This is a genomic window from Rathayibacter sp. VKM Ac-2929 (genome assembly GCF_022815495.1).
In the GTDB taxonomy this organism is placed as follows: Bacteria; Actinomycetota; Actinomycetes; order Actinomycetales; family Microbacteriaceae; genus Rathayibacter; species Rathayibacter festucae.
On sequence record NZ_JALGRV010000002.1, the window covers coordinates 628,348 to 640,775 of the forward strand.

The window sequence follows — 12,428 nt, forward strand, 5'->3', positions numbered from 1 at the left end:
GCCTCCCCACCCGGGAGGCGCCGGCCGTTCTCCACGAAAGGCATCACGTGACGACAGCCACGACGGCTGCGGCGACGGCGCCCACCCGGCGACCGCGCGGCTCCGGAGGAGGACTCGGGCGCTATCTGCTCGTCCGCTTCCTGCTCATCATCCCGACCGTCTTCATCCTCGTGACGATGGTGTTCCTGCTCATGCGCTCGACGGGCGACCCGATCACCGCGGCGCTGGGCGGTCGGCTCACCGCCGACCAGCTGGCCGAGCGCGTCGCCGCGGCCGGCTACGACCGCCCGCTGATCGTGCAGTACCTCGAGTACCTCGGCAACCTGCTGCGCGGCGACTTCGGCACCACCCTGAGCGACAACCGCCCGGTCACCGAGGTGCTGGTCACCTACGGCGCCGCGACCGTCGAGCTCGCCTTCTACGCTCTGATCGTGGCGTTCCTCGTCGGCATCCCGCTCGGAATGCTCGCCGCCTACCACCGCGACCGCACGCCCGACGCGGTCCTGCGCATCTTCGCGATCCTCTGCTACGCGACCCCCGTCTTCTTCGCGGGGCTGCTGCTCAAGCTCGTCTTCTCGGTCTGGCTCAAGTGGTTCCCGGTCGCCGGTCGCGCGACCACGAACACCGAGCTCTCGCTGCAGTTCCTCGAGAACAAGACCGGCATCTACCTGATCGACGCGATCCAGACCGGCGACCCCGCCGCCGTCGCCGACGTGCTCTCGCACGCGGTGCTCCCGGCGATCGCGCTCGGCCTGCTCACCGCCGGCATCTTCCTCCGCCTCGTGCGCACGAACGTGATCGGCACCCTCGGCACCGACTACGTCGACGCCGCCCGCTCGCGCGGAGTGAGCGAGTTCCGCCTGGTCCGCACACACGCCTACCGTCCGGCGCTCATCCCGATCATCACCGTCATCGGCCTGCAGATCGCCCTGCTGCTGGGCGGCGCGGTGCTCACCGAGACGACCTTCGAGTGGAAGGGCCTCGGCTTCCAGCTGGCCGAGTACCTCCAGGCGCGCGACTTCGTCGCCGTGCAGGGCATCGTCGCCCTGCTGGCCGTGATCGTGGCGCTGACCAACTTCATCGTCGACGTCATCGCGGCGCTCATCGACCCGCGAGTGAGGTACTGACCCATGAGCACCACCACTCCGGCGCGCCCGCGCCGCCGCCTCGTCGACCGGCTGCCGGTCGTCCACCAGCTCCGGCAGAGCGTGGGCCTGCAGCGCGGGATGCTCGTCACCGGTCTCGTGATCACCGGCGCGTTCCTCCTCGTCGCGGCCCTCGCCCCGCTGATCGCCCCCTACGGCTACTCACAGCTGCGCACCGGCACCGAGTCGTTCGGCGCGCAGCAGCCGCCGAGTGCCGAGCACCTGCTCGGCACCACCGTCGGCGGCTACGACGTGCTCTCGCGCGTGATCTGGGGCGCCCAGACGGCGTTCCTCGTCATCGTGGTCGCCGTCGTGCTGTCGATCTTCCTCGGCGTCTTCCTCGGTCTCGTCTCGGGCTACCTCGGCGGCTGGCTCGACCGCGTGCTCGTCGTGATCTGCGACGCGATCTACGCCTTCCCGACCCTGCTGCTCGCGATCGTGATGTCGATCGTGATCTCCGGCGGGCAGTCGAACCTCTGGTCGGGCATCTTCGCCGCCGCGGTCTCGATCACGGTCGTCTACATCCCGCAGTACTTCCGGGTGATCCGCGCCGAGACGGTCCGGATCAAGGGCGACGCCTTCGTCGAGTCGGCGAAGGTCATCGGAGCGTCGACCCCGCGGATCATGTTCAAGCACGTGCTGCGCAACGCCACGCGCACCCTGCCGCTGATCTTCACGCTGAACTCGTCCGAGGCGATCCTCACCCTCGCGGGCCTGGGCTTCCTCGGCTTCGGCATCGAGCCGACCTCGGCCGCCGAGTGGGGCTACGACCTCAACAAGGCGCTGTCCGACGTGACCAGCGGCATCTGGTGGACCTCGGTCTTCCCGGGCCTGGCCATCGTCCTCGTCGTGCTCGGCATCACGCTGGTCGGCGAGAGCCTCAACGACCTCGCCGACCCGCGCCTGCGCGGCCGGCGCGCGGTGGCCGCCGGTTCCGGCGACGTCGCCGCGACGTCCGTCGTCCCGGGCGGTGCGCTCCCCGCGGACGGCCTGGAGACGCCGGGACATGATCCCGTCGCCGGAGTGGAGAAGACCCGATGAGCGTCCAGCGTCCCGCCGACAGCCGTCCCGCCGACGCGGGCTCCCGCCCGATCGTCGACATCCAGGACCTCGAGGTCGCCTTCGCGAGCGATCGCGGCGCCGTTCGCGCGGTGGCCGGCGTCAGCCTCCGCGTCGAGCGCGGCGAGGTGCTCGCCATCGTCGGCGAGTCCGGCAGCGGCAAGACCGTGACCGCCAAGACCATCCTCGGGCTGCTGCCCGAGACGGCGACGGCGTCCGGCGTCATCCTGCTCTCGAAGAAGGACGGCAGCTCGTCGACCGACGTCGTCTCGGTGCCGAAGTCGCGCCTGCGCGAGCTCCGCGGCACCGACGTCGCGATGGTCTTCCAGGAGCCCGGCACCGCCCTCAACCCGGTCTTCACCGTCGGCTGGCAGATCGCGGAGGGGCTGCGCGCGCACGCCTCCGTCTCGCGCAAGGACGCGCGGAAGCGCGCCATCGACGTCCTGCGCACGGTCGGCATCCCCGAGCCGGAGAAGCGGGTCGACTACTACCCGCACCAGTTCTCCGGAGGCCAGAAGCAGCGCGTCGTCATCGCGATGGCGCTCGTGCTCGACCCGGGGCTGATCGTCGCCGACGAGCCGACCACGGCCCTCGACGTGACGGTGCAGGCGGAGATCCTCGACCTGCTCCGCCGCTGCCGCGACGACTTCGGCACCTCGATCGTCCTGATCACCCACAACATGGGCGTCGTCGCCGACCTGGCCGATCGCGTCGCGGTGATGTACCAGGGCGAGCTGGTCGAGGAGGCGCCGGTCGCCGAGCTGTTCGCCGCACCGAAAGCCGAATACACCCGCAAGCTCCTCGCCGCCGTGCCGCACGTGGGCCAGGGCGTCGCCCGGGCGAAGGAGCGCGCCATCGAGCGCGCCGGCGCCCCGGAGGCGGAGACGCTCGTCCTCGCCGAGGATCTGCGGATCCAGTACCCGGGCCGCCTCGGCCGCCCCGGCTTCGTCGCCGTCGACGGCGTCTCCTTCCGCATCCGCGCGGGCGAGGTGCTCGGCCTGGTCGGCGAGAGCGGCTCGGGCAAGACGACCATCGGCCGCGCGATCGCCGGACTCACCACCGTCACCGGCGGCTCGCTGCGGGTGCTCGGCAAGGAGATGCGCGGCATCCGCGAGCGCGCCTTCCGCCCCGTCCGCGGCGACATCGGCTTCGTCTTCCAGGACCCGGCGTCGAGCTTCAACCCGCTTCTGACGATCGCCGAGTGCGTCGCCGAGCCGCTGATCGTGCACGGGCGAGCCCGCGACGCCGGTGCCGCCCGGAAGCGGGTCGACGAGCTGCTCGAGGCGGTGCAGCTGCCGCGCTCCTACGGCGACCGCTACCCGCACGAGCTCTCCGGCGGCCAGCGCCAGCGCGCGAGCCTCGCGCGCTCGCTCGCCCTCGAGCCGAAGCTGCTGATCGCCGACGAGCCGACCTCGGCGCTCGACGTCTCGGTGCAGGCGCGCGTGCTCGAGCTGTTCGCGGAGCTGCAGCGCGAGTTCGGCTTCGCCTCGCTCTTCATCAGTCACGACCTCGCCGTCGTCGACCTGCTCGCCGACCGGATCGCCGTGCTCTACCGCGGCGAGCTGGTCGAAGAGGGCACGGGCGAGGAGGTGCTGTCCGCGCCGAAGCACCCGTACACGCAGCGGCTGCTGGCCTCGCTGCCGGTGCCGGACCCGGGGGAGCAGGCCGAGCGCCGCGAGCTCCTGCGCAGCATCGTCGAGGCGGAGCGGAAGGCGTGAGCCGAGCCGCCGCCGCCTCGGCGCCCATCGTCGTCGACGACCTGAGCGTCGAGTACCCGCCGCGCGGCATCAGCGGGCGCTGGACCGCGCTGCGCGGGGTCAGCCTGCGCGTCGAGCCGGGTGAGGTGCTCGGGATCCTCGGCGGCAGCGGCTCCGGAAAGTCGACGCTGGCGCGCGTCCTCGGCGGCGAGGGTCTCGATGGCCCGGCCGGTGCCGGGGCGCGGACGCGGCCGGTGATCATCGGCGGCGAGGCCACCGTCTCCGGCCACCGACTCCGCGGGATGCCCGCCCGCGAGGTCAAGCGCTTCACTTTCGACGTCGCGCACCTCGCGCAGGACGCCGGCGCGGTGCTGCGCCCGGAGCTGACCGTCTCCGAGCTGATCGCCGAGCCGATCTTCCTCCGCGACCGGCACTACGACCCGAAGAGCGCCGCGGTGCGGGTGGCGACGCTGCTCGACTCCGTGCACCTGCCGCTGTTCCTGCTCGACCGCTTCCCCTACGAGCTCTCCAGCGGTCAGCGGCAGCGCGTCGCGATCGCGCGCGCGCTCGTCCTCGGCCCGAAGGTGCTGATCGCGGACGAGCCGACCTCCGGCATCGACGCGACCGTCCGCGAGTCGATCGTGGACCTGCTGACGGATCTGCGCCGGCAGGAGGGCTTCGCCGCGGTCGTCGTGAGCCACGACATCGACGTCCTCAGCCGGGCCACCGACCGGATCGCCGTGCTGGTCGAGGGCGAGGTGGTCGCCTACGGCCCGCTGCTCGAGGTGCTGAACGACTCCCGGCACCCGTACGTCCGCGAGCTCGGCGCCGCCTTCGCCGAGTTCGAGCGCTTCGACGCCACCCGCGCCGCGCGCACGGCGCCCGCGGAGGAGGCCGGATGAGCGCGCCGCGCGTCGCCGTCCTGCCCCGGCCGAAGCAGACCTTCACCGACGCGATCGAGGCCGGCGGCGGCACCGTCGTCGGCGTCGAGGACGCGGAGGCGCTGCTCTGGCTCTCCTACGGCCGCACCGACGAGCTCGCGGCGGTCCTCGCGGAGCACCCGGGCCTCCGCTGGGTGCAGCTGCCCTGGGCGGGCGTCGACGTGTTCGCGCCCGTGCTGCGCAGCACCGCGCATCGAGGGCTGCGCTGGACGAGCGCGAAGGGCGCCTACGCCGAGCCGGTCGCCGAGCACGCTCTCGCGCTGACCCTCGCGCTGCTGCGCTCGCTGCCCGAGCGCGCGCGTGCCGACTCCTGGGGGGCGAAGCGCGCCAGGACGCTGCACCGCGCGCGAGTCGTCGTCGTCGGCGCGGGCGGCATCGCCGTGGAGCTGCTGCGGCTGCTCAGCGTCTTCGACGCCCACGTCACCGTGGTGCGCCGGACCGACGCCGCCCTGCCCGGAGCCGACCGCACGGTCCCCGCGGAGCAGCTGCCCGACGTGGTCGCCGACGCGGACGTGCTCGTGCTCGCGGCCGCCGCGACCGACGGCACGGCCCGGCTGGTCGACGCCGAGCTGCTGCGGCGGCTGCCGGCCGAGGCCGTGCTGGTCAACGTCGCCCGGGGGAGTCTCGTCGACACGGACGCTCTCGTGACCGCCCTCGCGGAGGGACGGCTCGCTGGAGCCGCTCTCGACGTCACCGACCCGGAGCCGTTGCCAGACGGGCACCCGCTGTGGAGCGAGCCGCGCTGCCTGATCACCCCGCACTCCGCGGACACCCCGGAGATGACGACGCCGCTGCTCGCCGAGCGGGTCCGCGCCAACGTCGCCGCCTTCGCCGCGGGCCGCGAACTGCTCGGCGTCGTCGACCCGGTGCTCGGCTACTGATCCAGGATTTGGAGTTCGCGCAGACTTTGCTAAAGTAGTCACGCGCTGCTCGCCTCCGGGTGAGCGGATGATCCTCGATAGCTCAATTGGCAGAGCAATCGGCTGTTAACCGGTAGGTTCTTGGTTCGAGTCCAAGTCGGGGAGCGAAGGGCCTGGGACTCCACTCCTGGGCCCTTTTTCGTGCCCTCGAGTCGGTCCTCCGGGCCCGGTCTCCGCGCCTCGTTCCCTGCGTGCTCACCGGTCCGCCGTGCTCCCCGCCACGACCCCGACCGGAGCCCCCATGCGCGACGACGTCCTCGACCTCCTCCGCCGCCGGCCCGACGTCGAGGCCCCCGACCTCGTCGCGGTCGACGCGAGCGACCGCCTCCTCCTCGACCTCGCCGCGGGGCACTCCCGGGTCGCCGTCGTCGGCGACGCCTTCGGCGCGCTGACGCTCGCCCTCGCCGCCGACGGCGTGGCGGTCTCCTCCGCCCAGGACTCGATCGTCGCCGAGCGGGCCCTCGCGGCCAACGCCGAGGCGGTCCGCGCCGCCGGCATCGAGCTCGCGCTCTTCACGATCGCCGACTCGATCGCCCAGGCGGTCGAGGGCGCCGAGATCGTGCTGCTGCGCCTCCCGCGCTCGCTCGACGCGCTGGCCGCCGTCGCGGCCGAGGTCGCGCTCGCGAACCCCGCCGCGCAGCTCATCGGCGCCGGGCGGATCAAGCACATGTCGCTCGGCATGAACGAGGTGCTGGCCCGCCGCTACGACCGGATCGACGTCAGCCTCGCGCGGCAGAAGTCGCGGGCGCTGCTCGCGAGCGAGGCGAAGGCGGAGCAGCCCCCCGCCGCCGGTGCGGAGCGCCGCCGTCTGGCCGAGCACCGGCTCGAGGTCGTCGCACTGCCCGGCGTCTTCGCCGGCGCCAAGCTCGACCTCGGCACCCGGGCGCTGCTCGCCGCGCTCGACCCGGCCGCGCTGCCCGGGGGAGTCGCGGTCGACCTCGGCTGCGGCTCCGGAGTGCTCGCCGCGTCGCTCGCGCTCGCCCGCCCGGACCTCGACGTGATCGCCACCGACAGCTCCCGCGCGGCCGTCGAGTCCGCCGGCCTGACCGCCGAGGCGAACGGCCTGGGCGACCGCATCCGGCTGCTCCGCGACGACAACGCCTCCACGCTCGCCGACGGCTCGGTCGACGTGGTGCTCTGCAACCCGCCGTTCCACTCCGACGGCGCGGTGACCGACCTCGTCGCGCGCCGGATGATCGCGGCCGCCGGCCGCATCCTCCGCCCCGGCGGCGAGCTGTGGACGGTCTTCAACTCGCACCTCGCGCACCCGGCCGAGCTGCGCCGCTCCGTCGGGCCGACCAAGATCATCGAGCGCAGCGCGAAGTTCACCGTCGCGCGCAGCCGCCGCGAGGGCTGAGCGCTCACTCGAGTCGGGTGAGTCGACCGCAAGCCCCCGCCGCGCCTCCGGCTCCGACGCCCGCTCCCGGGTACCATCGCTCTCCGGCGTCCCCCCGCGCCGTTCCCTGATGCCCCGGAGGCCGTCGTGCTCGAAGTCGTCCTCGTCCTCGCCCTGATCGTCGCGGCGGGGGCGATCGTCCTGTGGCGCCGCTCCGCCGCCGCCGAGCGCCGCGCGCTCGACAGCCGGGCCGAGGAGACGGCGCGCGCCGTCGCCCTCGAGCTGTCCGTCCGGGAGCAGGAGGCGCGGCTGCGCATCGTCGGCGAGCTCGAGCAGCTCGCCGTCCGCGCCGCGTCGAAGGTGGTCGAGGAGGCCGAGAGCGTGCGCCTCACCATCGACCGCGATCCCGCCGCCGCCTCGCGCTCCGCCGGGCGGGCCGTCAGCGCCGCGGAGGCGTCGCTCGCCCAGCTGCGCCGCATCGCGACGGTCGCCGCGGTCGATCCGCGCGAGCTCCCCGCGACCGGCGGGACGGACGCCCTCATCGAGAGCGCCCGCGAGCGCGGCCTGGTCGTGCAGGAGGAGACCTTCGGCGAGCCGTTCCCGCTGCAGGACGGCGCGGACGTCGCCGTGATGCGCGTGCTCGAGTACGCCTTCGACGAGGCCCTCGAGTCCGGCGGCACCGGCACCGAGCTGCGGATCACCTCCCGCTGGACCGCCACGGGCCTCCGCGTCGAGGTCGACGACGACCGCGAGCGCCACGCCGGCGCCGAGTCCGACGCGAGCGCCGTCGACGCCGACCTGCATGCGCTGACCGACCGGATCGACAGCCCGGCGCTCTCGGAGCTGCGCGAGCGGGCCGGCCTCTTCGGCGGCGACGTCGTAGAGAAGCGCACCCCCGGCGTCGGGCGCAGCGTCACCGCGTCCTTCCCGACCGTGCGCCACCACAACGGCGTGCACGGCGTCGACCTGGCCTAGGCCAGGGAGCGCCGGCCCGGAATCGGAGCGGAGGCGGGGTGCCTCGGACGCTCAGTCCTCGAGGTGCTCGAGGCCCGGGGTCCAGGAGACGCCGGGCACGCCCCAGCCGCGCTTGCGGGTGATCTTCGCGACGGGCTTGGCGTACTCGTGCTCGAGGCGGTCCGTGTAGAGGACGCCGTCGAGGTGGTCGAACTCGTGCTGGAAGACGCGGGCGAACCAGCCCTCCGCCTCGATCTCGAACGGCGCGCCGTCGAGGTCGACCGCGCGCAGGATCGCGCGCTCCGAGCGCCGCAGCGGGAAGCGCTCGCCCGGGAACGACAGGCAGCCCTCGGACTCGGTGTCCTCGTCGGCCTCGCCCAGCGGCGTCGGCGTGACGAAGAGCTCGGGGTTGATCGCGACACCGCGGCGGGGAGTGCCGTCGTCGGCCTCGTAGTCGTAGACGAAGAGCCGCAGCGGCACGCCGACCTGCGGTCCGGCCAGTCCGACGCCGGGCGCCGTGTCCATCGTCTCGAACATGTCCGCGACGAGCGTGCGGAGCGCGTCGTCGAACTCGGTGACGGGGGCGGCGGGGGAGTGCAGGACGGGGTCGCCGGCGATGCGGATGGGGAGGACGGCCATGAGGATCAGGGTATCGCGGGCCCTGCGGGCGGCCGTCCTGATCGTCATCCGCTGGTTAGCCGAGGTCCCCCGTGCGTCGGAGGATGCGCGGATCGATCGTGGGTAGGGTCGTGCCCATGCCCACTGACCTCGCCGACCTTCTGAACGACCCGGCGAAGTTCATCGGCATCCCGATCGCTCTGATCGGCGCGGTCTTCCTCTCCCTCGGCGCGCAGTTCCAGCACCGCGGAGTCGTCAAGGTCGAGCGCTTCTCGAAGCGCTCCGGGTCGAGCGGGCTGAGCGGCGGGCAGCTCTTCGCGCTGCTCTCGCGGCCGTCCTGGGTGATCGGCACGCTGATGCTGGCGCTCGCGATCGTCTTCCAGCTCACCAGCCTCGGCTTCTCGCCGCTGATCGTCGTCCAGCCGCTCGGCGCCGTCGCCCTCGTCATCACGGCGATCGTCAACGCCCGGGTGAGCAAGGTCCGGCTGAACGCGTCCTCGATCCGGGCGATCATGCTCTGCGTCGGCGGCGTCGGGGTCTTCGTGCTGGTGGCCGCCTTCAACGCGGTCGACGAGTCGATCCGGACCTCGCAGCTGATCACGATCCTGGTGATCCTCGCGGTCGTCATGACGATCTTCGTGATCGCCTTCCGCGTCTTCCGCAAGAAGGCCCGCGCGATCTTCTACATCCTCGGCGCCGGCGTCGTCTACGGCTTCGTCGCCACCCTTGCGAAGGTCGTCCTCAACCGGATCAAGTTCGGCGAGTTCGACCCACTGACCGTCGTCTGCATCGTGGCGCTCCTGGCCGCCACCGCGCTCGGCGGCTACTTCGTGCAGAACGCCTACGCCTCCGGGCCGCCGGACCTCGTCGTCGCCGGCCTGACGGTCGTCGACCCGCTGGTCGCCGTGGCGATCGGCATCATCGTCCTCGGCGAGGCGCAGTACGCCGCGCCGTGGGCGATCCCGCTCTTCATCGCGGCGGGAGTGGTCGCCATCTGGGGCGTCTTCCTCCTCGCGAAGCACCACCCGCAGGCCCGCTGAGCCGCCCGACGCGAGGCGCCGCAATCCCGGGTTCCGGCGCCCTCCCCGCCTACACTGGGACCGCTTCGAGACGCCGTGCACCCGCCCGAACCCACGCCGATCGCTCCACTCCCTCGAGCGACACGACATCGTTAGGACCCACTCCGTGTCAGATCCCCGCGACGCGTCACGCCCCGAATCGTCGACCGGCGACTCCGCTCCGGCGGACGCCGCCCGCCGCCCGCTGACCGTCGTGATCGGCTGCGACACCTTCGCGCCGGACGTCAACGGAGCCGCCAAGTTCGCCGAGCGCCTCGCCGCCGGCCTGCAGGCGCGCGGCCACGAGGTGCACGTCGTCGCCCCGTCCGCCGACGGCTGGAGCGGCACCCGCGTCGAGGACCACGAGGGCCAGCGGATCATCGTGCACCGCCTCTTCAGCCTCCGGTGGCCTCCGCACGACTGGCTGCGCTTCGCGATGCCGTGGCGCATCCGCCAGAACAGCGCGCGGATCCTCGATGAGGTGAAGCCCGACGTCGTGCACTTCCAGTCCCACGTCATCGTCGGCCGCGGCCTCGGCCAGGAGGCGGCCAAGCGCGGCATCCGCATCATCGGCACCAACCACTTCATGCCCGAGAACATGCTCGAGTTCACGCTGCTGCCCAAGGCCGCCCAGGCGAAGGCCGTGGCGATGGCCTGGCGGGCCGCCCGCCGCACCTTCGGCCGCGCGGAGGCCGTCACGACGCCGACTCGCAAGGCCGCGCAGTTCCTCGAGAAGTACACCGGGCTGCAGGGCGTGCACGCCATCTCCTGCGGCATCGATGCCGACAACTACACGCCCGACTTCACCCCGCGCACCGCCAACCGCATCCTCTTCGTGGGGCGCGTCACCGGCGAGAAGCACATCGACGTCCTGCTCCGCGCGGTCTCGCTGCTCGACCCCTCGCTGGACGCGCAGCTCGAGATCGTCGGCGGCGGCGACCAGATGCGCAACCTGCAGCAGCTCGCCACCACCCTCGGCATCGCCGACCGCGTCCACTTCACCGGCTACGTCTCCGACGCCGAGCTGAAGCAGGCGTACAGCCGGGCGACCGTCTTCGCGATGCCCTCCATCGCCGAGCTGCAGAGCATCGCCACCATGGAGGCGATGGCCTCGGCCCTGCCCGTGGTCGCCGCCGACGCGATGGCTCTCCCGCACCTCGTCCACGAGGGCGAGAACGGCCACCTCTTCGAGCCCGGCAGCGCGCAGGCCCTCGCCGACGGCCTCACCGACGTCCTGACGGCCGACCCCGAGCGCCTCGAGGCCCTCAAGCGCAGCTCGCTCCGCATCGTCGCCGCACACGACATCAACCGCACGATCAGCACTTTCGAGAGCCTGTATCGTGGGGAGCCGGCGGCCGATCCGGCCGCCGACGCAGCGTCCGCTCCGGCAGGCCGAGCCGCCTCCTGACGGCCCGCCCCGCTCGCCTCGGGCGCCGCGGGGCGTTAGCTCAGCCGGTCAGAGCAGCGGACTCATAATCCGTCGGTCACGGGTTCAAGTCCCGTACGCCCTACTTCCGTCCCGTCCCCGTCGCGCCGCCGGTCCGCGCCTCGACTCCGCAGTAGTCGTCGTACTCGCGCGCTGAGTACGACCACTTCTGCGCACTCGACGCGACCTCGCCGTCGGTCCCGCCGCGCTTGCGTGAAAGTCGTCGTACTCCGGCGGCGAGTGCGACGACTTCTGCGGAGTGGGCGGAGTGGAGGGCGTCAGGCGTCCGGGCGGGACTTCTTCAGGCGGGACTTCGCGGCGCGCTCGGTGAGGACGGACAGGTAGTCCTGGACCGGGCGGTCGGCGAGGGAGTCGAGCTCCTTCTGGACGGCCGACTCCACCTCGGCGGCGGGGCGGTCGGGGAAGCGGGTGCGCAGGCGCGCGGACACTTCGGAGACGATCTGGTCGAGGTTCACTTCAGCGGTCACGGGCGGATCTTCCTCCCCGTTGGTTAACGGATGGTGTTCCTTCTGCGTCGACCGCGTCGGCGCTAGCACGTCCGCCGCCCGGAAGCCCGTAGTGGCCGGTCTCCGCACGACGTGGTTCGCTGTTCTCGTGCCTGACCTCCCGATGTTCCCGCTCGGCTCCGTGCTGCTGCCGCACATGCCGCTCCCGCTCCGGCTGTTCGAGCCGCGGTATCTGCGGATGCTCGGCGACGTGCTCGAGGACGACACGCTCTCGTTCGGCGTCGTGCTCATCGAGCGCGGGCAGGAGGTCGGCGGCGGCGACCAGCGCTTCCCGATCGGCACGGTCGCGCGCATCCTCAACATCGACGGCGCCGAGTCGTTCGTCACCCTCGACAGCGTCGGCGAGAACCGCTTCGAGGTCGTCCGCTGGTACGACGACGACCCGTATCCGAAGGCCGAGGTGCGCCCCGTCGCGCCGCTCGAGTGGGCGCCGGAGCACGAGGAGCTGCTGCGCTCCGCCGAGTCCGCGGTGCGGACGGCGCTGGCGGTGGCGAGCGAGTTCGTCGAGCAGCGCTACGGCGCCGTCGTCGAGCTGGCCGAGGACCCGGCCGCGCACGCCTGGCAGCTCGCGGGTGTCGCTCCGGTCACCGAGCTCGACCGGCTCGCGTTCCTGCGGAGCACCTCGATGGTCGAGCTGCTGGAGGCCGTGCGCGAGCGCTCCTCCGAGGCGACCGAGTCGTTCCGCGCCGGCTGGGCCTGATCATGCACTACCGCTGAGCGCTGTCTCCAGCTGACCGCGGGAGAGCA

At 72.7% G+C, this 12,428-nt stretch carries 12 protein-coding genes and 2 tRNA genes; 12 read left to right on the forward strand and 2 right to left on the reverse strand.

What is annotated here, in order from left to right:
- Window positions 1-47: 47 nt before the first annotated feature.
- The 8 genes from MT355_RS07465 (at window position 48) to MT355_RS07500 (ending at window position 8,073) form a co-directional block, all read left to right on the forward strand.
- Window positions 48-1,127, forward strand: coding sequence for an ABC transporter permease (locus MT355_RS07465; RefSeq protein ID WP_123735467.1), 1,080 nt, complete (start codon window positions 48-50; stop codon window positions 1,125-1,127).
- A 3-nt stretch (window positions 1,128-1,130) separates the two neighbouring features.
- Window positions 1,131-2,186, forward strand: coding sequence for an ABC transporter permease (locus tag MT355_RS07470; RefSeq protein WP_123732121.1), 1,056 nt, complete (start codon window positions 1,131-1,133; stop codon window positions 2,184-2,186).
- Window positions 2,183-3,922 (forward strand): ABC transporter ATP-binding protein, encoded by a 1,740-nt coding sequence (locus MT355_RS07475; protein ID WP_123735468.1) that lies wholly within the window; start codon window positions 2,183-2,185, stop codon window positions 3,920-3,922. The genes MT355_RS07470 and MT355_RS07475 overlap by 4 nt, the downstream gene beginning before the upstream one ends.
- Window positions 3,919-4,803: an ATP-binding cassette domain-containing protein gene (locus MT355_RS07480; protein WP_243599060.1), complete on the forward strand. Its 885-nt coding sequence runs from the start codon at window positions 3,919-3,921 to the stop codon at window positions 4,801-4,803. Before MT355_RS07475 ends, MT355_RS07480 begins: the two co-directional genes overlap by 4 nt.
- On the forward strand, window positions 4,800-5,723 hold the full coding sequence (locus MT355_RS07485; RefSeq protein ID WP_243599061.1) for a D-isomer specific 2-hydroxyacid dehydrogenase family protein: 924 nt from the start codon (window positions 4,800-4,802) through the stop codon (window positions 5,721-5,723). The genes MT355_RS07480 and MT355_RS07485 overlap by 4 nt, the downstream gene beginning before the upstream one ends.
- A 71-nt stretch (window positions 5,724-5,794) precedes the next feature.
- Window positions 5,795-5,867 (forward strand) — tRNA-Asn (locus MT355_RS07490).
- Window positions 5,868-6,003: 136 nt separating this feature from the next.
- The gene (locus MT355_RS07495) at window positions 6,004-7,119 is read left to right on the forward strand and encodes a class I SAM-dependent methyltransferase (protein WP_243599062.1); all 1,116 of its coding nucleotides are present in this window, start codon (window positions 6,004-6,006) and stop codon (window positions 7,117-7,119) included.
- A gap of 126 nt (window positions 7,120-7,245) precedes the next feature.
- Window positions 7,246-8,073 (forward strand): hypothetical protein, encoded by an 828-nt coding sequence (locus tag MT355_RS07500; protein WP_243586603.1) that lies wholly within the window; start codon window positions 7,246-7,248, stop codon window positions 8,071-8,073.
- 51 nt (window positions 8,074-8,124) lie between these two features.
- Here the strand turns inward: MT355_RS07500 and def are convergent, their stop codons facing one another.
- Entirely contained in the window at window positions 8,125-8,691 is a 567-nt protein-coding gene (gene def, locus MT355_RS07505) for a peptide deformylase (protein ID WP_243599063.1), read from the reverse strand.
- Between the two features lie 116 nt (window positions 8,692-8,807).
- Between def and MT355_RS07510 the strand changes: the two genes are divergently transcribed.
- From MT355_RS07510 to MT355_RS07520, 3 genes are all read left to right on the forward strand, one after another.
- Complete coding sequence (locus MT355_RS07510) at window positions 8,808-9,710, forward strand: DMT family transporter (RefSeq protein WP_123445647.1); 903 nt, start codon at window positions 8,808-8,810, stop codon at window positions 9,708-9,710.
- Window positions 9,711-9,855: 145 nt separating this feature from the next.
- Window positions 9,856-11,136, forward strand: a complete 1,281-nt coding sequence (locus MT355_RS07515) for a glycosyltransferase (RefSeq protein ID WP_374204644.1) — start codon at window positions 9,856-9,858, stop codon at window positions 11,134-11,136.
- A gap of 29 nt (window positions 11,137-11,165) precedes the next feature.
- Window positions 11,166-11,239: transfer RNA gene (locus tag MT355_RS07520), tRNA-Ile, on the forward strand.
- 193 nt (window positions 11,240-11,432) lie between these two features.
- On the opposite strand, the gene MT355_RS07525 is transcribed toward MT355_RS07520, so the two are convergent.
- Entirely contained in the window at window positions 11,433-11,642 is a 210-nt protein-coding gene (locus tag MT355_RS07525) for a three-helix bundle dimerization domain-containing protein (protein WP_132437785.1), read from the reverse strand.
- Window positions 11,643-11,769: 127 nt separating this feature from the next.
- Here MT355_RS07525 and MT355_RS07530 point away from each other — a divergent pair, with 127 nt between their 5' ends.
- The gene (locus MT355_RS07530; RefSeq protein WP_243599064.1) at window positions 11,770-12,381 is read left to right on the forward strand and encodes an LON peptidase substrate-binding domain-containing protein; all 612 of its coding nucleotides are present in this window, start codon (window positions 11,770-11,772) and stop codon (window positions 12,379-12,381) included.
- Window positions 12,382-12,428: the final 47 nt, after the last annotated feature.